The 21853-nt window shown below is 65.9% G+C and carries 26 protein-coding genes; 16 read left to right on the forward strand and 10 right to left on the reverse strand.

The features are described from left to right. Window positions 1-33 precede the first annotated feature (33 nt). The 4 genes from ASPHE3_RS02650 to ASPHE3_RS02665 form a co-directional block, all read right to left on the reverse strand. Complete coding sequence (locus tag ASPHE3_RS02650; RefSeq protein ID WP_013599687.1) at window positions 34-384, reverse strand: hypothetical protein; 351 nt, start codon at window positions 382-384, stop codon at window positions 34-36. Window positions 385-524: 140 nt separating this feature from the next. After that, complete coding sequence (locus ASPHE3_RS02655) at window positions 525-728, reverse strand: cold-shock protein (protein ID WP_013599688.1); 204 nt, start codon at window positions 726-728, stop codon at window positions 525-527. Window positions 729-861: 133 nt separating this feature from the next. Beyond that, entirely contained in the window at window positions 862-1488 is a 627-nt protein-coding gene (locus ASPHE3_RS02660; RefSeq protein ID WP_013599689.1) for a response regulator, read from the reverse strand. Continuing rightward, window positions 1485-2750, reverse strand: coding sequence for a sensor histidine kinase (locus tag ASPHE3_RS02665; protein ID WP_013599690.1), 1266 nt, complete (start codon window positions 2748-2750; stop codon window positions 1485-1487). Before ASPHE3_RS02665 ends, ASPHE3_RS02660 begins: the two co-directional genes overlap by 4 nt. Before the next feature lie 197 nt (window positions 2751-2947). Here ASPHE3_RS02665 and ASPHE3_RS02670 point away from each other — a divergent pair, with 197 nt between their 5' ends. Together ASPHE3_RS02670 and ASPHE3_RS02675 are read left to right on the forward strand one after the other, a co-directional pair. Beyond that, window positions 2948-3511, forward strand: a complete 564-nt coding sequence (locus ASPHE3_RS02670; RefSeq protein WP_013599691.1) for a GlcG/HbpS family heme-binding protein — start codon at window positions 2948-2950, stop codon at window positions 3509-3511. A gap of 9 nt (window positions 3512-3520) precedes the next feature. Then, window positions 3521-4207, forward strand: a complete 687-nt coding sequence (locus tag ASPHE3_RS02675) for an ankyrin repeat domain-containing protein (RefSeq protein ID WP_041651899.1) — start codon at window positions 3521-3523, stop codon at window positions 4205-4207. Window positions 4208-4227: 20 nt separating this feature from the next. Here the strand turns inward: ASPHE3_RS02675 and ASPHE3_RS02680 are convergent, their stop codons facing one another. From ASPHE3_RS02680 to ASPHE3_RS02690, 3 genes are read right to left on the reverse strand one after another with little or no spacing between them, the layout of a single operon-like run. Further along, on the reverse strand, window positions 4228-5421 hold the full coding sequence (locus ASPHE3_RS02680) for an acetyl-CoA acetyltransferase (RefSeq protein ID WP_013599693.1): 1194 nt from the start codon (window positions 5419-5421) through the stop codon (window positions 4228-4230). Continuing rightward, the gene (locus tag ASPHE3_RS02685) at window positions 5418-6113 is read right to left on the reverse strand and encodes a CoA transferase subunit B (RefSeq protein WP_013599694.1); all 696 of its coding nucleotides are present in this window, start codon (window positions 6111-6113) and stop codon (window positions 5418-5420) included. Before ASPHE3_RS02685 ends, ASPHE3_RS02680 begins: the two co-directional genes overlap by 4 nt. A gap of 31 nt (window positions 6114-6144) precedes the next feature. After that, window positions 6145-6876 carry a CoA transferase subunit A gene (locus tag ASPHE3_RS02690; protein ID WP_013599695.1) on the reverse strand — a complete coding sequence of 244 codons (732 nt, stop codon included), beginning with the start codon at window positions 6874-6876 and terminating at the stop codon, window positions 6145-6147. Window positions 6877-7052: 176 nt separating this feature from the next. On the opposite strand from ASPHE3_RS02690, the gene ASPHE3_RS02695 reads away from it, so the two are divergent. Next, window positions 7053-7847, forward strand: coding sequence for an IclR family transcriptional regulator (locus ASPHE3_RS02695; protein ID WP_041651901.1), 795 nt, complete (start codon window positions 7053-7055; stop codon window positions 7845-7847). Between the two features lie 109 nt (window positions 7848-7956). Here ASPHE3_RS02695 and nadE read toward each other — a convergent pair whose 3' ends face one another. Further along, complete coding sequence (gene nadE / locus ASPHE3_RS02700) at window positions 7957-8811, reverse strand: ammonia-dependent NAD(+) synthetase (protein WP_013599697.1); 855 nt, start codon at window positions 8809-8811, stop codon at window positions 7957-7959. Between the two features lie 74 nt (window positions 8812-8885). On the opposite strand from nadE, the gene pyrE reads away from it, so the two are divergent. The 4 genes from pyrE (at window position 8886) to ASPHE3_RS02720 (ending at window position 12252) form a co-directional block, all read left to right on the forward strand. Further along, on the forward strand, window positions 8886-9470 hold the full coding sequence (gene pyrE / locus ASPHE3_RS02705; RefSeq protein ID WP_013599698.1) for an orotate phosphoribosyltransferase: 585 nt from the start codon (window positions 8886-8888) through the stop codon (window positions 9468-9470). A gap of 177 nt (window positions 9471-9647) precedes the next feature. Next, window positions 9648-10394, forward strand: coding sequence for a GAF and ANTAR domain-containing protein (locus ASPHE3_RS02710; RefSeq protein ID WP_041651903.1), 747 nt, complete (start codon window positions 9648-9650; stop codon window positions 10392-10394). Window positions 10395-10522: 128 nt separating this feature from the next. Beyond that, a complete protein-coding gene (locus ASPHE3_RS02715; protein WP_254362965.1) occupies window positions 10523-11119 on the forward strand; it encodes a hypothetical protein in 597 nt (198 codons plus the stop codon). A gap of 92 nt (window positions 11120-11211) precedes the next feature. Further along, window positions 11212-12252 (forward strand): alpha/beta fold hydrolase, encoded by a 1041-nt coding sequence (locus tag ASPHE3_RS02720; RefSeq protein WP_041651905.1) that lies wholly within the window; start codon window positions 11212-11214, stop codon window positions 12250-12252. A gap of 4 nt (window positions 12253-12256) precedes the next feature. Here ASPHE3_RS02720 and ASPHE3_RS02725 read toward each other — a convergent pair whose 3' ends face one another. Then, window positions 12257-13084 (reverse strand): HAD-IIA family hydrolase, encoded by an 828-nt coding sequence (locus ASPHE3_RS02725; RefSeq protein ID WP_013599702.1) that lies wholly within the window; start codon window positions 13082-13084, stop codon window positions 12257-12259. 109 nt (window positions 13085-13193) lie between these two features. Here ASPHE3_RS02725 and ASPHE3_RS02730 point away from each other — a divergent pair, with 109 nt between their 5' ends. From ASPHE3_RS02730 to ASPHE3_RS02740, 3 genes are all read left to right on the forward strand, one after another. Next, entirely contained in the window at window positions 13194-13826 is a 633-nt protein-coding gene (locus tag ASPHE3_RS02730) for a TrmH family RNA methyltransferase (RefSeq protein ID WP_013599703.1), read from the forward strand. 119 nt (window positions 13827-13945) lie between these two features. Further along, a complete protein-coding gene (gene fbaA, locus ASPHE3_RS02735) occupies window positions 13946-14965 on the forward strand; it encodes a class II fructose-bisphosphate aldolase (RefSeq protein WP_013599704.1) in 1020 nt (339 codons plus the stop codon). A 2-nt stretch (window positions 14966-14967) separates the two neighbouring features. Next, window positions 14968-15390: a DUF3151 domain-containing protein gene (locus ASPHE3_RS02740; RefSeq protein WP_013599705.1), complete on the forward strand. Its 423-nt coding sequence runs from the start codon at window positions 14968-14970 to the stop codon at window positions 15388-15390. A gap of 81 nt (window positions 15391-15471) precedes the next feature. On the opposite strand, the gene ASPHE3_RS02745 is transcribed toward ASPHE3_RS02740, so the two are convergent. Continuing rightward, entirely contained in the window at window positions 15472-16104 is a 633-nt protein-coding gene (locus ASPHE3_RS02745; protein WP_013599706.1) for a uracil-DNA glycosylase family protein, read from the reverse strand. Between the two features lie 359 nt (window positions 16105-16463). On the opposite strand from ASPHE3_RS02745, the gene ASPHE3_RS02750 reads away from it, so the two are divergent. The 6 genes from ASPHE3_RS02750 to ASPHE3_RS02775 all read left to right on the forward strand — a co-directional run bounded on the left by ASPHE3_RS02750 (window position 16464) and on the right by ASPHE3_RS02775 (window position 21840). Further along, a complete protein-coding gene (locus tag ASPHE3_RS02750; protein WP_013599707.1) occupies window positions 16464-17525 on the forward strand; it encodes a M14 family zinc carboxypeptidase in 1062 nt (353 codons plus the stop codon). Between the two features lie 259 nt (window positions 17526-17784). Next, window positions 17785-19074 carry an adenylosuccinate synthase gene (locus ASPHE3_RS02755; protein WP_013599708.1) on the forward strand — a complete coding sequence of 430 codons (1290 nt, stop codon included), beginning with the start codon at window positions 17785-17787 and terminating at the stop codon, window positions 19072-19074. A gap of 180 nt (window positions 19075-19254) precedes the next feature. Beyond that, window positions 19255-19686, forward strand: a complete 432-nt coding sequence (locus ASPHE3_RS22540) for a YegP family protein (RefSeq protein WP_013599709.1) — start codon at window positions 19255-19257, stop codon at window positions 19684-19686. Window positions 19687-19894: 208 nt separating this feature from the next. Further along, window positions 19895-20446 (forward strand): RNA polymerase sigma factor, encoded by a 552-nt coding sequence (locus ASPHE3_RS02765; RefSeq protein WP_013599710.1) that lies wholly within the window; start codon window positions 19895-19897, stop codon window positions 20444-20446. Next, window positions 20443-21354 (forward strand): hypothetical protein, encoded by a 912-nt coding sequence (locus ASPHE3_RS21170; protein WP_013599711.1) that lies wholly within the window; start codon window positions 20443-20445, stop codon window positions 21352-21354. The genes ASPHE3_RS02765 and ASPHE3_RS21170 overlap by 4 nt, the downstream gene beginning before the upstream one ends. A 60-nt stretch (window positions 21355-21414) precedes the next feature. Further along, window positions 21415-21840 (forward strand): CoA-binding protein, encoded by a 426-nt coding sequence (locus ASPHE3_RS02775; protein ID WP_013599712.1) that lies wholly within the window; start codon window positions 21415-21417, stop codon window positions 21838-21840. Window positions 21841-21853 lie beyond the last annotated feature (13 nt).

A 21853-nucleotide genomic window follows, 5' to 3' on the forward strand; every position in this document is an offset into this window, starting at 1 on the left:
GCTTTGAGCGTAGGGGTTGACGCTGCGTCAAGGTCAAGCAGGTTTTTCGGGGAACCCATGGCCCGGTGGGCGGCGGGGGGACCGTGTCCGGGCCAGGGCCACCAGCCGGCTGAAGGCGAAGATAAAGGCCGCCTCGATGGCCAGCATCAGGGCTACCAGGAGCCACTGGCCCCGGGCGGCGAACACCACGCATCCGGTCAGGGCCAGGACCGTCCCCAGGGCCAGGGTGTAGATGGCAAACCCCAGGGCGACCCGCGCGCTGCGGACTCCGGTGCGGAAACCGAAGCCGAGGGGTTCGCCGCCGGGGTGCCCGGGAACACGGTCGGGCACTGCAGGTCCGAGCCTGTCGAACTCTTCCCAGGGGTCCTGGTGCTGTCCGCTCACCAGGCAATTATCCCAAAAATGGACGTCGGCGGGGCAGCGGAAGCAGGAGGGAAGCAAAACAGCGGCCCCTCCAGCAAAGATGCTGAAGAGGCCGCTGCAGGATACGGGGTTCCGCCGGCGGACCGGCGGTCACCTAAGCCTTAGAGCGGGCGGATGTTCTCCGCCTGCGGGCCCTTGGGGCCCTGGGTCACATCGAATTCAACCTTCTGGTTCTCATCGAGTGAGCGGTATCCGCTGCTGGCGATTGCGGAGTAGTGGGCGAAAACGTCAGCGGACCCGTCATCGGGGGCAATGAAGCCAAAACCCTTTTCGGCGTTGAACCATTTAACTGTGCCTGTTGCCATGGCTGCATTCCTTCGTGTGACTCTGATTCTCTCCCCGGGCCATCGGCCAGGAGTGCGGGGAGAACGTCCCCCGCAGTCCCCAACGTACGGGGCGCAGGCCGCGGTTGCAAGGGTAACGCCACATTTGTCGAGGTCAACGCATCCCTTCACGGCGGATGGCGGCAACGATTGCGGCTGCCCTGGTGTCCACCCCGAGCTTGGCATAGATGTGGGCAAGGTGCGTTTTCACGGTGGCTTCAGAGATGAAAAGCCGCTGTCCGAGTTCCCTGTTGCTGAGCCCCTGGGTGAGGAGGCTCAGCAGTTCCGCTTCGCGCGGCGTGAGGACCTCCTCCGGGTTGCGCAGTTGCTGGAACAGCCGCGACGCCACTGGCGGGCTCATCACGCTTTTGCCCTGGACCGCGCCCCGGATGGCCGCAAAAATTTCCTCGGGCGCGGCATCCTTCAGCAAATAACCCATGGCCCCGGCATCCACGGCACGGACAATATCCGCGTCGGAATCATAGGTGGTGAACACCAGGATGGCCTGCCTCGGGTTGCGCTCGCGGATCTTTCGAATCGCCTCGATCCCATCCATCCCCGGTCCCATGGCCAGATCCATGACCACCACAGCCGGCCCGTGCTCCTGCACCAGTCGCAGCGCTTCCTCCCCGGATGCCGCCTCCGCGGTCACCTGCAGGTCGGGCTGGGTGCCCAGCAGGGCGCGCAGCCCGCTCCTCACCACCAGATGGTCATCCACCAGCAGCACGGTGATCGCGCTCATGCTTGGTCCTCCACTGGATGCCGCCCGTCCCCGGGTGCGGGGACCTGGGCTGCCACGATAGTCCCTTCACCGGGGGCGCTTTGTACCGAGAAGGTCCCGCCCAGTTGCTCCACGCGCTGCCGCATGGCACGCAGTCCGTACCCTCCGGTGTTCGACGGCGGTGCTGCCGCCGCAGGATCGAAGCCCGCACCGTCGTCGTAAATATCCAGCGTGACCGTGTCCGGCAGGTAACCGATGGTCACCGTGGCAATGGATGCGCCGGAATGCAGTGCGATGTTGGAGGCGGCGCTTTGCGCCACGCGGAGCAGGGCGTGGCGGACTTCAGCAGGCACGGGGCGGGGCTCGCCGGTGACCAGGAGCCGGACCTCGGGCACATACTGCCTGGCCGCCACCAGCAAGGCATCCGGCAGCGCGGACCCGTCCAGGCCAGGGGACGCGAGCTCATGCACCAGGCTCCTGGTCTCGGACAGGTTTCCCCGCAGCAGGGTGGTGGCCCGGTTCAGGTCCGCCCGGGCGGCGGGCTCCGGCCAGGCGCGTCCAGCCGCCTCAAGCAGGAGCAGGCTGCTCGCCAGCCCCTGGGTCACGGTGTCGTGGATTTCCCGGGAGACCCGCTCACGCTCGGCAATGGTTCCGGCGCGGCGCTCGCTGGCCGCCAACTGACCCTGGGCGAGGGAAACTTCCGCGTGCAGCCGGCGCTGCTCCTGGGCATCGTCCTGGATCCTGTCGTAGATGAGCGTCAGCATGGCTCCCACTGCAAGGGGCCCCAGGAGCATGGCCAGGTCCGTGCCGTCGCTCATCCGGAACAGGCCGGCGGCAGTGGCAGTGGCGGTCACGCCCGCTGCCGCATAGGCGGCGCCGCCGGCCAAGGCGCTCCGGCTGAGGAAGAAGAGCGCGAACGAGCACCAGGCGAAGCTGGGCGCCGCGATGACCAGGACGGCCCAGACTGCCACCAGGGCGAACACCCACGGCACCCCCGGGCGCTTCCGCCAGGCCAGGACGGCGACGACGGCGTACAGCAGGCAGGCGGCCGCGGCCAGTCCCAGGACCAGCAGGTTGTCCGCAGGGCTGTGGCGCATCACGTAGCGGACCAGGGATGCCACCAGGAGCACGGCAAAACCGAGGTGGACGGCCGCGGCGATGCCGGCCAAGGGGACTGGGGCGGCATTCCTGGTGCTGGCCGCGCGGCGTGCCAGGATCCCTGCCGCGGCATCTGCATCTGCAGCGGCATCGGCAGGGGAAGGGGCGGAGGCTCGGGTAGGCATGGGATTCCGGTTCGGGGAGGGGGAAGGCTATCCACCATGCTATTGCCCGGGCCTTCGCTGCGTCTCTCAGCCTTTTGGCTGATACGGCTGGCCTTTTGGAGCAGGATGGAGCAGCCAAAGGCCCGATGGCACGGAGGGCTGTTCCCGGAAGGATTGATGCGTACCCGTTCAGGCCCTGCCCACCAAAGGAAAACAGCATGAAGAAGTCCACGAAAGTATTTGCCGCCGCAGCCGCCGGCGCCCTTGCCCTCACCGCCGGTGTGACGGCAGCCGCCAACGCCGGGGCCGGCCCCGCTTCAACGGCTGTCCCCGCCGCAGACATCCAGCCGATACCCGAGAACGTTGTGCAGCAAAACCGGATCTCCGTGGGCGCTTCGGCCAAGGCCGTGCAGGCCGCGCTTGCCAAGTGCCAGGCGGACATATTGCCGTTCGTCACAGTGGCGCTGGTGGACCGCTTCGGGACCGTGCAGGCGCTGCTGCGCGGAGACAACGCCGCTGAGCACACCATTGAGGCGGCCCGGCAGAAGGCCTACACCGCAGCCGCGTTTGGTGCCCCCACCAGTGAACTCGCCAAGCGGGTCAACGGAACCGGTCCCAGCATTGCCGACCTTCCCGGCACGCTCTTCCTCGCTGGAGGTGTCCCGTTGAAGGTAAACGGCGTTTCCGTGGCGGGCATCGGCGTCGGCGGTGCTCCCGACGGTGCCCTGGACGAGGCATGCGCGGCAGCCGGAGCCGATGCCGTCGCTGCCGCCGCTCAGTAGGCTGGGCGCATGAGGTGGTCCGTGGCCCTGTGTGTGGTCTCCTGCCTTGCCGTGTCGGTAACGGCGTGCCAGGCGGCGCCGAAGGAGGGGCAGCAGCCGCCGGCCCCTCCGCCGTCGGCCGTTGCCGGTCCTGAAACCCCGCCGCCAACCCCGCCGCCAACCTTGCAGCCTCCCGCTGCACCGGTACTGTCCGCAGCGGAACAGACACAGCTTGACCAGGAACTCATCACCGCCGCCAAAGCCAACGATGCGCCGCTGGTCCGGGAGCTGATTGCGCGCGGGGGCAACGTGAACGCCAAGGATGCCATCCAGGATTCCGCGTTCCTCTACGCGGGAGCGGAAGGTTACAACGAGGTGCTCACGCTGACCCTGGCCGCCGGGGTCGACGTCGCCAGCACCAACCGGTACGGCGGCACGGCGCTGATTCCGGCCAGCGAGCACGGGCATGTGGAGACGGTGCAGATCCTCATCGAGGCGGGAGTGCCGGTGAACCATGTCAACAACCTGGGCTGGACCGCGCTGCAGGAGGCCATCCTGTTGAACAGCGGCGGGCCGCGGCAGCAGGAGGTGGTCCGCCTGCTCCTCGAGGCCGGCGCAGACCCCGAGATCCGCGACCCCGAAGGCAGGACCGCCCTGCAAAATGCGGACCGCCTGGGCTTCGCGGGGATCGCGGCCCTGATCCGTTCCCGCGGCTAACCCTCCCAGGGCCGAGGGGGTTAGACGGCTTCGAGGACGCTGACGTAGTTGGCGATGCCCACGCCGCCCATGTTCTGGACGGCCGCGCGGCGGGGGTTGGCCAACTGCATGGCCCCGGCGGTCCCGGACAGCTGCATGGCGGCGATGACGTGCTGCGACACTCCGGTGGCGCCCACGGGGTGGCCCTTGGCCTTGAGGCCGCCGGAGACGTTGACGGGAAGCCTGCCGTCCTTGTACACCCAGCCTTCCTCAAGTGCGCGGGCGCCTTGGCCCGGTTCGGCCAGCCCCATCGCCTCGTACATCAGCAGTTCGGCGATGGTGAAGCAGTCATGCACTTCGGCGAAGTCCAGGTCCTCGATTCCGACGCCGGCCATCGCCAATGCGCGCTGCCAGGACATTCGCGTGGCGTTGAAGGCCACCGGGTCGCGGCGGGCTGCCGGGAAGAAGTCGTTGGCCTGGCCGAAGCCGGCGAGCCGCACGGGCGCGGTGGCGCCGCTGGCAGCGGAGGTGGACAGCACGACGGCGGCAGCACCGTCCGAGACGGGGGAACAGTCAGTGCGGCGCAGGGGATCGGCCACCATGGGGTTCTTGTCCGAGACGGTGCGGCAGAACTCCTCGCCGAGATCCTTCCGGAGCTGGGCGTACGGGTTGTCCACGCCATTGCGGTGGTTCTTGGCGGCGATGCTGCCCAGGACGTCGCCCAGGTTCCCGTCGGCGTCGTAGCGCTTCGCGTAGTGCTTGGCCACCTCGGCAAAGAGCCCCGTGAAGCCAGTGGTGGAGGCTTTGCCCGCCATGTCGTAGTCGGCGCCCAGCAGGCCGGCCCCCACCACGTCCGCGCCGGCGTGGGTCATTTTCTCAGCGCCGATCACCAGGACGGTCTTGGCGGTGCCGGCCAGCAGTGATTTTGTGCCCTGTTGGAATGCGGCCGAACCGGAGGCGCAGGCATTCTCCACCCGGGTGGCGGGAACGTTGGCAAGCTCGGGTGAGACCTGCAGCGCCAGCGAGGACGGGAATGCCAGGGGCATCATGCCCGAGTTGAACTGGCCGAGGTAGATTTCGTCGATCTGGCCGGGCTCGATGCCTGCATTCGCAATGGCCTCGGTGGACACCTGGACGATTAGGGATTCCAGCGTCTCATCGCTGAGCTTGCCGAACCGGCTGTGGCCCCAGCCGGTCAGCAGGACATCCTTGCCAAACTGTTCCTGCAGGCTCATGCCGTGGCTCCTTCCAGGGTGGGTTCTGCGGCGGCCGCGTCATCCAGTGCGACGGTGAAGCCGGCCTCCGTCTTCTCCCGGATCTCCTCCACGGTGACCCCGGGAGCGAGCCGGGTCAGGGTGAGCTGCCGCCCGCCGTCGTCGTTCTTGTAGAGGTCGAAGACAGCCAGGTCGCTGACGATCCGGTCCACGCACGCCAGTCCCGTAAGGGGCAGGCTGCATTGCCGCACGATCTTGGCGCTGCCGTCCTTGGCATTGTGTTCGGTGAGGACCACTACCCGCGGGGTCCCGGCCACCAGGTCCATGGCGCCGCCCATGCCCTTGACCATTTTTCCGGGGATGGTCCAGTTGGCGAGGTCTCCGCTGCCGGACACCTGCATGGCGCCGAGGATTGCCACCTTCACGTGGCCGCCGCGGATCATGCCGAAGGACGTGGCCGAGTCGAAAATGCTTCCGCCGGGCAGGACCGTGACGGTCTGCTTGCCGGCGTTGATGAGGTCGGCGTCCTCCTCGCCCTCGTACGGAAACGGGCCCATGCCCAGCAGGCCGTTCTCGCTCTGCAAGACAACCCGGACGCCGTCGGGCAGGTTGTTGGCCACCAGTGTGGGAATGCCGATTCCCAGGTTCACGTAGTCGCCGTCGTTCAATTCTTCGGCTGCAATGGCAGCCATTTCATCCCTGGTCCAGGCCATGGGGTGCTCCTTTTCGATAAGTGATGCGTGGTCAGACGGCCAGCGGTTCGGACGGTACCGCAGCAGTGCGCGGCCGGACGGTGCGCTGTTCGATGTCCTTGGCCCTGCTGCTGGCCTGGACCAAGCGCTGGACGAAGACGCCGGGCGTGACAATGTGGTTCGGATCCAGCGCGCCCGGCTCCACGATCACCTCGGCCTCAGCGAGGGTCAGGATCCCGGCGGTCGCGACCACCGGATTGAAGTTCCGTGCGGTGTAGCGGTAGATCAGGTTTCCGTCCGTGTCGGCGGTGTGGGCATGGACAAGCGCGACGTCGGCCCGGATGGCGCGCTCCTGGACGTACGTTTCGCCGTCGAACTCCTCATGCGGCTTGCCTTCGGCCACCAGGGTGCCTACGCCGGTCTTGGTGTAGAAGGCGGGGATGCCCGCGCCGCCTGCCCGCAGTCGCTCGGCCAGCGTGCCCTGCGGCGTGAACTCCACCTCCAGGCGGCCGGCAAGGTACTGCTCGGCGAAGAGCTTGTTCTCGCCTACGTAGCTGGCAATGACTTTGCGGACCTGGCCGGCTTCGATCAGGATGCCCAGCCCTTTGCCGTCCACCCCCATATTGTTCGAGACCACGGTCAGGTCCCTGACACCGGAGTCGCGGACGGCGTCGATCAGGTCTGCGGGGATGCCGCTGAGGCCGAAGCCTCCAACGGCGAGGGTCATGCCGTCCTGGAGGGTGCCGGCGAGGGCCGCGGCGGGAGTGGGCTGGAGCTTTGACACGGGCGTCTCCTCATTGAGTTCGTAGCTATCCACTTTGTGGACAGTTGGTCTGACAGTGGACACTAGAAGGCAGCGGTATGGACTGTCAAGGCGCACCTCAAGCGGAAAATTCCCGTTTTCTACACTGTGGACGGTACACTGGAAGCTATCCATATTATGGACAAGATGGAGGAAAAGTGAGCGGTTCTCCTGTGCAGGGCGCCCAAGTGGTCAGCCGCATCGCCGGATTGTTACGGCTGGTGGGGCGCAGTGCGGACGGCATGTCGCTGGCTGGCCTGGTCCGCGAATCCGGACTCACCCGGCCCACAGTCCACCGGCTGCTTTCATCCCTCGCGTCGGAAGGCCTGCTGGACCACGATGCCGGCAGCGGGAACTGGGTGTTGGGGCCGGAAATCCTGTTGATGGGCTCGGTGGCGTCTGCCAGGTTTCCGCTTGAAGAGATAGCCCGGCCCAGCCTCCACCGGCTTGCCGAGGCCACCGGTGAGAGCGCCTTCTTCTCCATCCGCCGCGGTTCGGAAACGGTGTGCCTGCTCCGGGAGGAGGGGAGCTTCCCCGTCCGTTCCTTCGTGCTCCATGAGGGCGTCCGGTTCCCGCTCGGAGTGGCCTCAGCCGGGACCGCGATCATGGCCTTCCTGCCGGAGTCCGAGCAGGAAGAGCTGTTGGGCAGTTGGCGGGAGCATGCCGGAGCCTTCGCGGCGGGCCATCCGGAGGAGCTGGTGCGTGCAAACCTGGCCCGGACGCGCCAGGCCGGCTACTCCGTCAATCCGGGACTGGTCCTCGAGGGCAGCTGGGGCATGGGCGCCGCGGTGTTCGACCCGTCCGGCCGTCCCGCCTGGGCCCTTTCACTCACGGGAATCGAGCCGCGCTTCAAGCCGGAAAGGCAGGAGGAACTCGGCAGCCTGCTGATGGCCGAAGCCCACCGGATCACCCAGCAACTCGGCGGCGCGGCGAAAGGCGACCGGTCCCGCTGAGTCCGCCCACCTTTGCCAGGGAACGACGACGGCGCGCCGCCCCTTTCGGTGCGGCGCGCCGTCGTGCTTCCTGAAAGCGGGAAATTCCAGCGGCGCCTAAGCCGGATTCCTACAGCCCCGCGCGCGGCTCTTCGGGGCCCTGGTGCTTCCACCAGGTATCGAAGATGGTGACCGGGACCGTGCGCTTGTGCCGGGTGCGCAGGTACTTCTCTTCGATCAGGTTGGCCACGGATTCCGGGACGTCCCGGCCCTCAAGGTAGTCGTCGATCTGGTCATAGCTCAGGCCCAGCTCGTCCTCATCGGTCCGCCCGGGCTTGTCATCGAGCAGGTCCGCCGTGGGCACCTTTTCCCAGACGCGGGCGGGCGCGCCCAGTTCGGCAAGCAGGGCACGGTTCTGCCGCTTGTTCAGCCCGAACAGCGGCAGGATGTCCGCGCCGCCGTCGCCGTATTTGGTGAAGAACCCCGTGACGGACTCGGCGCCGTGGTCCGTGCCGATTACCAGGTAGTTGTGCTCGCCCGCCAGGGCATACTGGGCAATCATGCGGGTGCGGGCCTTGGTGTTGCCCTTGTGGAAGTCGGAGATTTCGCTGCCCACCGTCTTCTCGAACTCATCCTCGAAGCCGTCCACAGCGGCGGAGATGTTGAAGGTCCATTCCGTCTTGGGCTTGATGAAGTCCAGGGCGGCCTGCGCGTCCTCTTCGTCGTGCTGGACGCCATAGGGCAGCCGCACGGCCACGAAGTTGGCCTCCACGCCCTCCGCTTCCAGCTCTTCGACCGCAAGCTGGGCCAGCTTTCCGGCGAGCGACGAATCAAGGCCTCCGGAGATTCCCAGGACGAAGCCCTTGGTATGCGTCGCCTTGAGGTAGTCCTTCAGGAACGTGACGCGCTTGCGCACCTCCCCGGCGGGATCGATCCGGGGCTGTACGCCCATTTCCTTGATGATGCTTGCCTGGAGTTCGCGCATGGTGATCAGCCTAGCCAGCGGTGTCAACAAGGCTCAAGCATCCACACCGGCCCGCCGCCACTAAACTGGAGTCCATGACTTCGCCCAGTGACACTGCAGTGGATACTGCAGCCGCCCGTGCCCGACTGCTGGAACTGATCAAGGAACTCGCCGTGGTCCGCGGCAAGGTGATCCTCTCCAGCGGAGCTGAGGCTGACTACTACATCGACCTCCGCCGCATCACCCTCCACCACGAGGCTTCCAAGCTGGTGGGACAGGTCATGCTGGCGCTGGCGGACGACGCCGGGATTGACTTTGAGTGCGCGGGTGGCCTGACCATGGGTGCTGACCCGGTGGGTACCGCCGTGATGCACGCGGCCGCGGATGCCGGCCGGGCGGTGGACGCGTTTGTGGTCCGGAAGGCGCAGAAGTCCTACGGCATGGGCCGCCAGGTGGAAGGGCCGTCCGTGGAGGGCCGCAAGGTGCTGGTCCTGGAGGATACGTCCACTACCGGCGGTTCCGCATTGACCGCAGTGGAGGGCGTCCGCAAGGCCGGGGGCAACGTAGTGGCCGTGGCCGTCATCGTGGACCGGGACACCGGTGCCAAGGAAAAGATCGAAGCCGAGACCGGTGTGCCGTACCTGTTTGCCTTCGGCAAGGATGAGCTGGGCCTTTCCTAGCGCCCGCTTGGGTGCGCCGGGCCCTTCTTCCGGGTCCTGCACCGCAGCCGTTGTCGGTTGAAACGGCTGCGGTGCCGGCCTGCGGCATTGGACCCCGGGCGTGGGGCTGAACTATCATTTGCGATAACCCCATTTTCCCGTACGGAGAACGTGCAGCATGCTCCCCCTGAAAAGCCCTTGACTCCCACCGACCAGGTCCAGAACCTCATCCTGGAAAGTGCCGACTTCGAGGACTTCCTTAACGAACTGGCCCGGTTCTCCGCCCACCAGATGGCCGGCGACGGTGACGACGCCCTCTGCGGGATCACGCTGCTTCGCGACCGGAAGGCCGCCACCATTGGCTGGAGCAGCGACTCCGCACGGGAAGTGGACCAGATCCAGTACTCGCTCTCCCAAGGGCCCTGCCTCACTGCCGCCCAGGAGGAACGCGAGGTGCACGTACCGGACCTGGTCGAGGAAAACCGGTGGGGCCCGGACTACGCGTCCGCGGTAGCTTCGCACGGGCTGCGGTCCGTTCTGTCCCTGCCCTTCCACCTGCAGGGGGACGCGAAGGCGGCGCTGAACCTTTACTCCGACGCTCCCCACAAATTCGACGAGCGTGCCACGGCAAGGGCCCGCGAGTTCACCCGGGAGATTTCGCAGGCACTGCGGCTGGCCGTCAGGTTCTCGCTCCACTCGGACAGTGCCACGAACCTGCGCGCAACGCTGGAGTCCCGCACGATCATCGACATCGCCATCGGCATCGTCATGGCGCAGAACCGGTGCAGCCAGGAGGCTGCAGTGGCTATCCTCACCGAGGCCTCCAGCAATACCAATACCAAGCTAAGGGATATTGCAAAGTCCCTCGTGGATTCGGTAGGCGGCCTGGGCACCCGCACCCACTTCCAGGAACCCGGACAGCGGCAGGCCGACCAGAGCGCATAGTAAGCTTCCTTCGTTGTTACTGGCGGGTTGTGCCGGGCTGCGAGGGGGAGTTACGCTTACCGAGGTTGAGCCGTCGGCCATAGACACCCTCTTTTGGAGTACCTATGGACCGCGCATTAAATGCACTCGTGAACCTTGATGTCCCTGCTGACATCGTCCGGATTGATATCAGGGGAAGCCTTAACCACGTTTCCCGCCCCGAACTCGTCCACATCATTCGCCGCATCCGGCGGATGGGCATCCGCTCGCACATCCGCGTTGACCTGTCCCGTTCCGAGCTGGTGGAGTCTTCCGCCCTGGCGGGCCTTCGAAGTGACCTGAACGCCATTGATACCGGTACCTTGCCCGGGCTCTATGGCAGCCGTGTGTCACTGGTGCTCTCCCTGGGCGCTGAGGGCTGGGCCGCTGCAGAGACGAATGAACAGCCGTTGGCAATCATTGACGGCCTCGCTGACATGTCCGACGACGGACAGGACTTCCCGGACGGGTTCCCCTTGTCGTCTGCCCGCCGGCTGGAAGAGCTGTGCGGCCGGCCCTTGGCGGAATACACCGATGCGGAGCTGCTGACCGCGAGCGATTCGATTTTCGCGCTGCTGGACAACCCCAAAGCCTTCGCTGGCTCGGACCTGCTGGGCCGGTACGACGACATTGGCCGTGAGATTCTGCGGCGCAGCCAGGAATCCGGCGTCCCGCTTCCCGCCGCCGAAGGCCAGGCCGCCAGCTGAACCACAGCTGCCGCCATCATTGACGTGGTGTCACCCAATGGTTACACCACGCTGCTTGCGGCGGTATCTTGCCGTGTGCGTACGGTAGGGGTGTGCCGTATGAGGGGGAGGTAAGTCCGCAGGACCGGCGCGGGGTGTCGGGGGCCCGGCTGCTGGGGGAAGCTGCTGCCCTGAAACAGTTCTCCCGGCGGACATTCCTGACCGGAGCAGGTGCCTCCGGACTGCTGGCTGCGGACATGCTGCTGACCCGCCACGTGCAGTCCCAGCGGATGTCGGACCAGATCCTTCCGGTTCCTGACGACTTCGCCGATGTGTACTACCCCGACGCGAGCTGGTTCCTGTTTCCCGGCTACAAGACCAGCTGGGAGGAAGCCCAGTGGATCCTCAACTCCCTCCGAGGGGCGCTGAACAAACGAGCGAGGCTGGCCGCCGTCGGCTACTCCAACCAGGGGCTGGACATTGACGGCATCGTGATCGCCGTCATCGAGTATGTCCGCGCGCAAAAGCTGACCAAGCTGTTCTTCTACGGCCACAGCTTCGGCGGGATGGTGGCAACCCAGGTGGCCGCCCGACTGCTGGAGATCCATGGCGTGGAGGTGGAATTCATCGTGCTGGACTCCAGCCCCTACAGCAAGCACGACGTCCTGGACCAGAGCTGGTTCGACGGCGTCGTGTTCCTCTACGAGCGCGGCTTCCGGTTCCCCTCCACTCTCCGGGGAGGTTACGAACTGGGGGAGCGGGTGATCCACAAGGACGAGCGCAGCTGGCGGCAGATCCTTGACCAGACCCTCGAACAGCTGTCGCCGATTGCCCCGTCCAGCCTGCTGATCCAGTCCGAGTCAGCGTATATCTACCACTTTGACGGCAGCCGGTTCGCAGGCAAGCTGGGCAACGCCAAAATGGCCTACCTTGGCAATCCCCGGGACCGGACCGTCCGCTACCAGACGGCCGTTGAAGCCTGGGCCGTAGCGTTCAAGGCGAACATGGTGTCCAGCAGCCTCCACACCGAGGGCGCCCGCCCGGCACACGCCAGCCCCGGCTGGAACCCCGGTGTCTACCGGCCCATCCTGCAGGAACTGCTGGACGAGCACTTCCCGCTGCCGCGCGGCGGGTCCCGGGTCTCGGTGTTCTAGGCTCCTAGATCTGGTTCTTCAGGTCCGCCACCGAGTTCAGGACCTGGTTGGGCCGGAACGGGTAGGCGGCGATGTCGTCCTTGTGCGTAATGCCGCTGAGGACCAGGACCGTATGCAGGCCTGCTTCCATGCCCGCAATGATGTCCGTGTCCATCCGGTCCCCGATCATGGCCGTCGTCTCGGAGTGGGCGTCGATCTGGTTCATCGCGGAACGGAACATCATGGGGTTTGGCTTGCCCACGATGTACGGTTCCCGGCCCGTTGCCTTGGTGATCAGGGCCGCTATGGCCCCGGTGGCAGGCATGGGGCCGTCCTTTGACGGGCCTGTGGCATCGGGGTTGGTGGCAATGAAGCGGGCCCCGGCCAGGATCAGCCGGATAGCCGTGGTGATTGCCTCGAAGGAATACGTGCGCGTCTCGCCAAGCACAACGAAGTCCGGATTCTGGTCGGTGAGGATGAAGCCTGCCTCGTGCAGCGCCGTCGTCAGTCCAGCCTCGCCGATGGTGTAGGCGCGGTTTCCGGACTCGGAGCGCACCTGGTCCTTGAGGAACTGCGCGGTGGCCAGGGCCGAAGTCCAGATGTTTTCCTCGGGGACCTCCAGTCCGGAGGAACGCAGGCGGGCGGCAAGGTCCCTTGGGGTGAAGATGGAGTTGTTGGTCAGCACCAGGAAGCGCTTGGAGGTGTCCACCCAGCGCTGGATCAGTTCTGCTGCACCGGGAATGGGCTGGTTCTCATGGACCAGCACGCCGTCCATGTCCGTCAGCCAGCATTCGATCTCCTGGCCGCTGCGGTAAACCGCCGGGTTTCCTGTTACCTGGTCTGCTTCTGCCACGTCTACCTCCACCGGTGATGAATGCTCCAGTGGTCCAGTCTAGTGTTGAGGGGTGAACCAAACGCCCGGAACGGCATCCGACCCGCAGCAGCCCCAGCCCGAGGAGGCTGTGCACGAAAAGGCGGAGGTCGGCGTCGGGCCCTGGGAGGGCGAGCTGCCCGAAGGGGACCACTGGGACCCCGACCTCCTGGCCGACGGCGACCGCCGCAACGTGCTGGACAAGTACCGCTACTGGAAGCACGAGGCGATTGTGGCGGAGCTGGACTCCCGCCGGCACAATTTCCACGTCGCCATCGAAAACTGGCAGCACGACCTGAACATCGGCACGGTGGTGCGCACCGCCAACGCGTTCCTCGCCAAGGAAGTGCACATCATCGGACGGCGACGGTGGAACCGGCGGGGTGCCATGGTCACCGACCGCTACCAGCACGTCCGCCACCACCCCACCGTGGAGGACTTCGTGGCCTGGGCGCAGGGGGAGGGGCTGGCGATCATCGGCATCGACATCTTCCCGGACTCGGTGCCGCTGGAAACCTACGAGCTGCCCAGGGACTGCGTGCTGGTGTTCGGCCAGGAAGGCCCCGGCCTGACCCCCGAAGTGCACGCCGCCGCCGCCGCCACCTTGTCCATCGAGCAGTTCGGCTCCACCAGGTCCATCAACGCCGCATCTGCAGCGGCCATCGCCATGCACGCCTGGATCCGCCGGCACGTTTTCAACCAGCATGTCCGCCCCGCGGGATGAGCAAGCGGCGGGGCGTAACCCACAGCACTCCGCCGGCGGAAATGGCTAGGATGGTGCTAGCCGTAAGCGGTACTCCAAGGGTTACCAGCCCATAGACGAACCTCAGCATAGGAGTCAGCATGCCCATTGCAACCCCAGAGATCTACTCCGAGATGATCGACCGCGCAAAGGCGGGCGGCTTCGCATTCCCGGCCGTGAACGTGACGTCCTCGCAGACGCTGAACGCCGCACTGCGCGGCTTCGCGGAAGCTGAGTCGGACGGCATCGTCCAGGTCTCCACCGGCGGTGCGGCCTACTGGTCCGGCGCCTCCACGAAGGACATGGTTGCCGGTTCGCTGGGCTTCGCGGCGTTCGCCCGCGAGGTAGCGAAGAACTACAACGTCAACATCGCCCTGCACACGGACCACTGCCCCAAGGACAAGCTGGACGGTTTCGTCCTGCCCCTGCTGGCTGCTTCCGAAGCTGAGGTCAAGGCAGGCCGCAACCCGCTTTTCAACTCCCACATGTGGGACGGCTCCGCCGAAACCCTGCAGGAAAACCTCCGCATTGCCCGTGAGCTGCTGGAGCGCACCGCTGCCGCCAAGATGATCCTCGAGGTCGAAATCGGCACCGTGGGCGGCGAAGAAGACGGCGTTGAGAACGAGATCAACGAAAAGCTGTACACCACGGTTGAGGACGCCCTCGCCACCATCGAGGCACTGGGCGCCGGCGAGAACGGCCGCTACATCACGGCGCTGACTTTCGGCAACGTCCACGGCGTCTACAAGCCCGGCGGCGTGAAGCTGCGCCCGGAGATCCTCAAGGACATCCAGGCCCAGGTTGGCGCCAAGATCGGCAAGGACAACCCCTTCGACCTCGTGTTCCACGGCGGCTCCGGCTCCTCCGACCAGGAAATCGCCGATGCCGTGTCCTACGGAACCATCAAGATGAACATCGACACCGACACCCAGTACGCCTACACTCGGCCGGTGGCCGACCACATGTTCAAGAACTACGACGGTGTCCTGAAGGTGGACGGCGAAGTGGGCAACAAGAAGACCTACGATCCCCGCGTCTGGGGTGCCTCGGCTGAAGCCGGCCTGGCAGCCCGCGTGGTGGAGGCCACCAAGCAGCTCGGTTCGGCCGGGAAGACCTTCTAGGAATGTCAGACGAGTTCCGCAGGAACCTGATGGGCCCCGAGCCCACGCTCCTGCCTGCCGAGACCGAGGTCTACCAGCAGCTCGACGCGGGGCAGGAGGCCCTGGACCTCGTGGCCAAGCACCCCACGTCCTCGCTGTTGTGGGCCGTCCTGGCTGAAGAGGCATGGGCTGAAGGGCGCACGATCGATTCCTACGCCTACTCGCGCGTGGGCTACCACCGCGGGCTGGACTCGTTGCGCCGCAACGGCTGGCGCGGGGTGGGCCCCATCCCTTGGGAGCACGAGCCCAATCGTGGCTTCCTGCGCGCCCTGTACTCGCTTGGCCGGGCGTCAGCCGCGATCGGCGAGGCGGAGGAGCCGGAGCGGATCGAGAAGTTCCTGAACGACTCCGACCCCACCGCGAAGGCAGCCATCGAGGGCTCCTAGGGAGCGGGTGGGGAACGACGACGGCCGGCACCTTTTTCGAAAAGGTGGCCGGCCGTCGTCGTAATGCCTGGAAGTCGGGAGTCAGCTGGCTTTCTGCAGCCCCGTGCGGGCCATCGCGTCGGCGTAGGCCACGCGCATGGCCTCAAGGTATTCCTCCTGGCGGGCGGGGGAGCCGGCGAAGGCGCGGCCGCTCAGGGAACGCACTTTGTAGGTCTTCAGGCCGCGCCGCCAGAGCAGCGGGACTTCGGTCTTGAGCAGCAGGTTGGCCAGCCGGTTGGCTTCGGTCCCGTGGGCCACGATCACCGAGGCCCTCGGGACCAGCGCCAGGAACTTGAGCAGCGGCTTGAGGCCGGACTGGATCTGGTCCGGGGTGAACTTGCCGTTGGCCTCGCCGGGCACGTGCCACGGGTGGACGTTCCACGGCATGACGAACTCCGGGCGCAGGCCCAGCTTCCACTGGATACCGAGCATGCGGGTGGCGGCGTCGTGGTCGCCGGGGGTGATGAAACCTGACTTGTCCGCCTCGCCAATGTTGGAGTAGAGGCTGATGATGCGGCATTCCTCCACGTCGTGCATGGGGTCCACGTACGGCACCACAGTGCCGGGCTTTGCATCCTGCAGGGAATCGCACAGTTCATTGACGGCGGCAACGTTGGGTTCGTAGCGGCGGCTCAGGAGTTGCTCATGGAAAGATTCGGGTGCCAGGGCTGTCATGTAGGGCTGGTTCTCCTGCGGGGATTGATGGTGCGACCGCCGCTGAAAATGGGCGCACGACGGCACAGCTCATCAACGGCGGTTAGTTGGGGTGGGCCGATTCCTGGTCGGCCTTGCCCAGTTTAGCAAGCCCCGGGAAACGAAACGCCGGTGCCTTGCATCCAATCTCTGTCCCGGACCACCAAACGATGGCCGTGCAGGCTCCGAATCCTTACTTTCCGAAACGTAATAACTGACTGCGGGTTTCGGTCATGTTCGTTGACAGTCTCTGTTGAGGTTGGTTGGCTTTTGTCACAGCCCGCAATGGGGGACATGGCGGGCTGGTCCTGCCTATATGCACTCGAAAGAGGTAACGCACCGTGAGAAAAACCCTGGCAACCTTCAGGACCCTGGCCGTAACCGGAGCCCTGGCCCTGGCAGTCGTGGCCGCGCCGGCACCCGCGATGGCCGTCGGCGAAGGCCCCAACTACGACGGCAACGGCCAGATCACCACATCGAAGCTTGCCACCTATGACCAGATGGTCTCGTTCCTCAAGGACCAGGACGCACGCCAGTCCGCCATGGAGCTCGAGGTCATCGGCCAGACCGTGAAAGGCCGGGACATCCACCTGGTCAAGTACATCTCGGACCCTGCCAAGCCCACCATCCTGTACCTGACGCAGCAGCACGGCAACGAGCAGCTCACCACGGAAGGCGCCCTGGAATTCGTCAAGCACCTCGGCACCGGAAAGTCAGCGGATATCCTCGACGGCGTGAACATCCTCATCGTGCCCATGCTCAACGCGGACGGCGCCATGGGGGACGTGAACTTCTCCCTGGAGGACTACATCGCCAAGGGCGACCGCAACATGACCCGCTACAACGCGAATGAAGTGGACCTCAACCGCGACCACGTGGCCAAGATCCAGCCCGAAACCCAGGCCCTGCACGACAACGTGATGCGCAAGTACAACATCGACTACATGATCGACCTGCACCACCAGGGCACGCGCAGCCAGCGGGACGGGGAACTCGTCTCCGGCTCCATCCTGTACCCCACCACGCCCAACGCTGATCCCGCCGTCGTGGAGAAGTCCAAGCAGTTGGGCGCCGTGGTGTTCGAGAACGTCGACTCCACCGGCTGGGGCCACCTGGGCAAGTACGTGGGCGGCAGCGCTGAAACCATCAGCCGCAACGGCATCGCCGTGGAGTACGGCATCTCAACCCTGCTGTTTGAAATGCGCGGCATGTCGGACCACTACCTGGACGGCTACGCCCTTGGCCTTCGGAGCAACGGGTACCTGATCAAGCAGACGGTCACCACGCTGACCGCCACGGCAGCGGCCATTGCTGACGGATCCATTGCCGACGCCGACACTTCCTTCTGGGACAGCCTCGCCACCCAGACCTCCCGCCCGGGCGAGGAAGCCGACGACGAGTAGCAGCACGCGCTGATAAGTCCGCCGCGGTCCTTCCCTGCAGGAGTTCTTTACCCGCAGGGAAGGACCGCGGCGGCGTTCAGGTGGGCGAAGCCGCCCATCGGCTAAACTTGGGTGGTAAGAGCCCCGGAACTCTTGCGTCGCTGCGCCGTCCGCGGACCAGCGAAGGCCGGTACGTTCGGGGCATTCTCATGAACGGCGCTGCGCAGGACCGCCACACCGTGGCCGGACCGGGCAGCCCGAACGAATGGGGGAGGATCCCATGCCAGCAATTGTGATCGTAGGAGCCCAGTGGGGCGACGAAGGTAAGGGCAAGGCCACCGACCTGCTGGGCGGCCGTGTTGACTACGTCGTCAAGCCGAACGGCGGCAACAACGCCGGGCACACCGTCGTCGTAGGCGGTGAAAAGTACGAACTCAAGCTGCTGCCGGCAGGCATTCTCAGCCCCAACGCAGTCCCCATCATTGGCAACGGCTGCGTGGTGAACCTCGAGGCCCTCTTCCAGGAAATCGACGGACTGCAGGCCCGCGGCGCCGACACCTCAAAACTCCGCGTCTCCGCCAACGCACACCTGGTGGCCCCGTACCACCAGGTGCTGGACAAGGTCACCGAACGTTTCCTCGGCAGCCGCGCCATCGGCACCACCGGCCGCGGCATTGGCCCCGCGTACATGGACAAGGTGGCCCGCCTGGGCATCCGCGTGCAGGACGTCTTCGACGAATCCATCCTCCGCCAGAAGGTGGAAGGGTCGCTGCGCCAGAAGAACGAACTGCTGGTCAAGGTGTACAACCGCCGCAGCGTCCTGGTCGAGGAGATTGTGGAGTACTTCCTCTCCTTCGCGGAGCGGCTCCGCCCCCTGGTCATCGACAGCACGCTGGTCCTGAACTCGGCCCTTGACGAGGGCAAAGTCGTCCTGATGGAAGGCGGCCAGGCCACGTTCCTGGACGTGGACCACGGCACCTACCCCTTCGTGACCTCCTCCAACCCCACTGCCGGCGGCGCTTCGGTTGGCTCCGGCATCGGGCCCACCCGGATCTCCCGCTCCATCGGCATCATCAAGGCCTACACCACCCGCGTTGGTGCCGGGCCGTTCCCCACCGAACTCTTTGACGAGATGGGCGTGTACCTGCAGAAGACCGGCGGCGAATTCGGCGTCAACACGGGACGCCCGCGCCGCTGCGGCTGGTACGACGCCGTCCTGGCCCGCCACGCCTCCCGCGTGAACGGCTTCACGGACTACTTCGTCACCAAGCTGGACGTGCTCACCGGCATCGAGCAGATTCCCGTCTGCGTGGCCTACGACGTTGACGGTGTGCGGCACGACGAAATGCCCATGACGCAGACCGAGTTCCACCACGCCAAGCCCATCTTCGAGTACTTCGAGGGCTGGACCGAGGACATCACAGGCGCCCGCACCCTCGCTGACCTGCCGGAAAATGCGCGCAACTACGTCCTGGCCCTTGAAAAGCTGTCCGGGACGCGCTTCTCCGCCATTGGCGTGGGCCCCGACCGGGACCAGACCATCGTGGTGAACGACCTCATCAACGACTGACTTCCTGGCAGCAACGACTGCGGCGGGCGACCTTCCAAAGGTGGCCCGCCGCCGTCGTAATTAGGTGCGGGCAGCAGCGCCGACGGCAATTTACACAGGGTTAACGCGGGCGGTCTTGTGGGGCTGCAGGAACGGCGGCGAGACTCGTTGGTACACCCAGTGACCCGAGGAAGGATTGCCATGGCCGGACAGTTTGAGGCATTTGTTGACTCTGATTCCTATTTCCGGTTCCGGCTTCTTGGCCCTGATGGCACCGAGGTGGCTGTTTCCGGCCCGTACCCGGACAAGGCTTCGCTCGCCGCCGGCATCGCTGCCGTCCGCGAATGCGCGGGCACCGGACTGGTTACAGATCTTTGCCCGGCCGAAACTGTCATCCGGCAGGTCCCGGAGCCTGCATCCGCCCCGGCACTGGTCGCGTCCGAAGCCCGGAGGGACTGCGGGGAGCAGCCGGCAGGCGGACCACCTTCGTCCTTGCCAAGGGGCCCCGGCGGCACGGAATCCGGCCCCGATGGGCCACAGCTGCTGCCCGCTGATGCCGGTCGAAAAAAGTTTTCAAACTTTTTGCCCGTCCGCGTAACCCCTGGCGTACCTGCAGCGATTACCCCTATGTAGCGCCGGTCTGGAACTTGTCCCCCATCACGTTCCAGGCCGGCTCTTTCACTTTCCGGTGGCAGGTGCAGCTGTCATACCGGGCCGGCAGCTTTACGCGTGGCGGCCACGGGCGACGGTTACTGAAGGGTAAAGTGATGCGGGGCAACGGCCTTCCGCAGGCCGGACAGTTGCCCTCGCCTACCCCTCCTTGACCGAAAGCACCACGTCTGTGACCGATGCACTGGCAGATGAGGCCCTGCGGGACCAGCCCGCTGGTGCAGCTCACTTCAGCGTTGTCTACCGGACATATGCAGCACAGGTCCTGGGCTACCTCGCAGCCCGGGGAGTCGAGGATCCGGAGGCAGCCATGCAGGAAGTGTTCCTTTCGGTCCTGCCACGGCTTGATTCCGTGCAGGGGGGAGCCGCAGGACTCCGGACTTTTATTTTTTCGGTGGCGCACGCGCGGATAGTGGACGACTACCGGCGTCAAAGCCGCACCCCCGCCAAAGTTCCGTTCGAGCCGGACCTGGACCAGCGGGAAGACTCCTCCGCCGAGAAGGAAGCCCTGGAGCGGATTTCTCCCCAGGAGGTCCTGGGCCTGCTGGACGCCTTGCCCCAGGAACAGCGCGAGGTGCTGGGACTCCGCCTCGTGGCCGGACTGACGGTGGAACAGGCCGCGGAGGCCATGGGCAAGAGCGAGGGTGCAGTGAAGCAGCTCCAGCGCCGGGCGCTCCTCAAGCTCCGGGAAATTGCGGAAGTGAAGGAATACCTGACGCCATGACACCACAAGCGCACCACGCAGCCGTGGTGGACGAACTGCTCCTTGACGCCGGTTTCGCGCAGGATGCGGAGCTCCGGCGTGTCCTGCTGTCGGTGGGGTCGCTGGCGGACCTCCCTGTGCCTGCTCCATCGGGAGAGCTTGCTGCGCTGTTGGCCGGTTCAGCGGTGGTGACTGCTGCCCGGGCCGCCGGGCAGGCTGAAGGCAGCTCCGGTGACGAGCTGGCCAAGCGCCGCGGGCTCCGAACACACCGTCCCACCGTCATCGGACTGGCCCTGGCGGCAGGAATGGGAATGGGCGTTGGCACTGTTGCGGCCAGCTCGTCGGGCCCTGTCCAGGCAGGCAGCCCCTCCATCCAGCACCTGCTCGAGGACTGGGCGCCTGCCTGGACCATCCGCACGCCCCACGCAGCGGCTCCGGGCTTCCTCCAGGCAGATAATGGCGACGGCGGTATCGGCGTCCGCGGTCACGGCGGCGAAGGCTTGGGCGGCAGCGAAGCGGCCGTTGCCGAAGATCCGCCCTTGACGCTGCAGCAGTCTCTCCGGTCCCGCCCGCTGCTGACACCCCAACCTGCTGGTCAAGGCCCGGTCCGGTCAGGGGAACCAGCCGTCGTTGGCGGCCAGGACGCAGGACGGGAATCAGCTGGGCAAGGCGGGGTGAAGGAACCGGCGAAGGGTGGAGCAGCGGCTGGGCTGGACCGGTCAGCGGAACCGGCCAAGCAGGACCAGTCCCTCCGGGCCGGAGAACGCGACGGCGAGAACCGCGCCGCGGCAGGGGAAACGGAACAGGATACTGCGCCCGCCGCGGAACTGTCGGCAGAATCAGCCCCGGAGGCTGGCGGCCAAGGGGCGGGCGGTGCAGGAGCCAATCCCGCGCCAGGGGCCAAATGGTTGGAAAAGTTCGTTCGCTGACCGAGGGCCTCCCGCTTGGCGTTGTGCCAGGGGCTCCATCCGGCCGCGTAGGCTGAACCAATGGGCCACACTAACGATCCTGCAGTCATTGAACGCCTGATGCTCACCAAGGGGCGCTGGGCCATTGTCGGCCTCACCACCAACGAATGGCGGGCGGCTTACGATACGTCACTCTTTATCCGTGACAGGCTTGGGATGGAAATCATTCCAGTAAACCTGCCCGGCGACGCGGTCCACGGCGAAACCGGGTACTCCAGCCTCCTGGACATTCCCGCTGCAAAGCAACCCATCGACGTCGTGGATTGCTTCGTCAACTCCCACAGGGTAGGACAGGTGGTGGACCAGGCCATTGCGGTGGGCGCAAAAGCGGTGTGGATGCAGCTTGGGGTCGTGGACGAGGCTGCCGCCGAGAGGGCCAAAGCAGCCGGGCTGGATGTCGTGATGGACAGCTGCCCGGCCCAGGAGGCGTGGAAATACAACCTCTGATACCCGCGCTGCA

This window comes from Pseudarthrobacter phenanthrenivorans Sphe3 (genome assembly GCF_000189535.1).
Lineage (GTDB): Bacteria > Actinomycetota > Actinomycetes > Actinomycetales > Micrococcaceae > Arthrobacter > Arthrobacter phenanthrenivorans.

Bases quoted from the DNA above. Each gene is read 5' to 3' on its own strand.
- ASPHE3_RS02655 (WP_013599688.1), bottom strand. From the start codon at position 728: ATGGCAACAGGCACAGTTAAATGGTTCAACGCCGAAAAGGGTTTTGGC.
- ASPHE3_RS02660 (WP_013599689.1), bottom strand. From the start codon at position 1,488: ATGAGCGCGATCACCGTGCTGCTGGTGGATGACCATCTGGTGGTGAGG.
- ASPHE3_RS02665 (WP_013599690.1), bottom strand. From the start codon at position 2,750: ATGCCTACCCGAGCCTCCGCCCCTTCCCCTGCCGATGCCGCTGCAGAT.
- ASPHE3_RS02670 (WP_013599691.1), top strand. From the start codon at position 2,948: ATGAAGAAGTCCACGAAAGTATTTGCCGCCGCAGCCGCCGGCGCCCTT.
- ASPHE3_RS02675 (WP_041651899.1), top strand. From the start codon at position 3,521: ATGAGGTGGTCCGTGGCCCTGTGTGTGGTCTCCTGCCTTGCCGTGTCG.
- ASPHE3_RS02680 (WP_013599693.1), bottom strand. From the start codon at position 5,421: ATGAGCCTGCAGGAACAGTTTGGCAAGGATGTCCTGCTGACCGGCTGG.
- ASPHE3_RS02685 (WP_013599694.1), bottom strand. From the start codon at position 6,113: ATGGCCTGGACCAGGGATGAAATGGCTGCCATTGCAGCCGAAGAATTG.
- nadE (WP_013599697.1), bottom strand. From the start codon at position 8,811: ATGCGCGAACTCCAGGCAAGCATCATCAAGGAAATGGGCGTACAGCCC.
- pyrE (WP_013599698.1), top strand. From the start codon at position 8,886: ATGACTTCGCCCAGTGACACTGCAGTGGATACTGCAGCCGCCCGTGCC.
- fbaA (WP_013599704.1), top strand. From the start codon at position 13,946: ATGCCCATTGCAACCCCAGAGATCTACTCCGAGATGATCGACCGCGCA.
- ASPHE3_RS02740 (WP_013599705.1), top strand. From the start codon at position 14,968: ATGTCAGACGAGTTCCGCAGGAACCTGATGGGCCCCGAGCCCACGCTC.
- ASPHE3_RS02745 (WP_013599706.1), bottom strand. From the start codon at position 16,104: ATGACAGCCCTGGCACCCGAATCTTTCCATGAGCAACTCCTGAGCCGC.
- ASPHE3_RS02755 (WP_013599708.1), top strand. From the start codon at position 17,785: ATGCCAGCAATTGTGATCGTAGGAGCCCAGTGGGGCGACGAAGGTAAG.
- ASPHE3_RS22540 (WP_013599709.1), top strand. From the start codon at position 19,255: ATGGCCGGACAGTTTGAGGCATTTGTTGACTCTGATTCCTATTTCCGG.
- ASPHE3_RS21170 (WP_013599711.1), top strand. From the start codon at position 20,443: ATGACACCACAAGCGCACCACGCAGCCGTGGTGGACGAACTGCTCCTT.
- ASPHE3_RS02775 (WP_013599712.1), top strand. From the start codon at position 21,415: ATGGGCCACACTAACGATCCTGCAGTCATTGAACGCCTGATGCTCACC.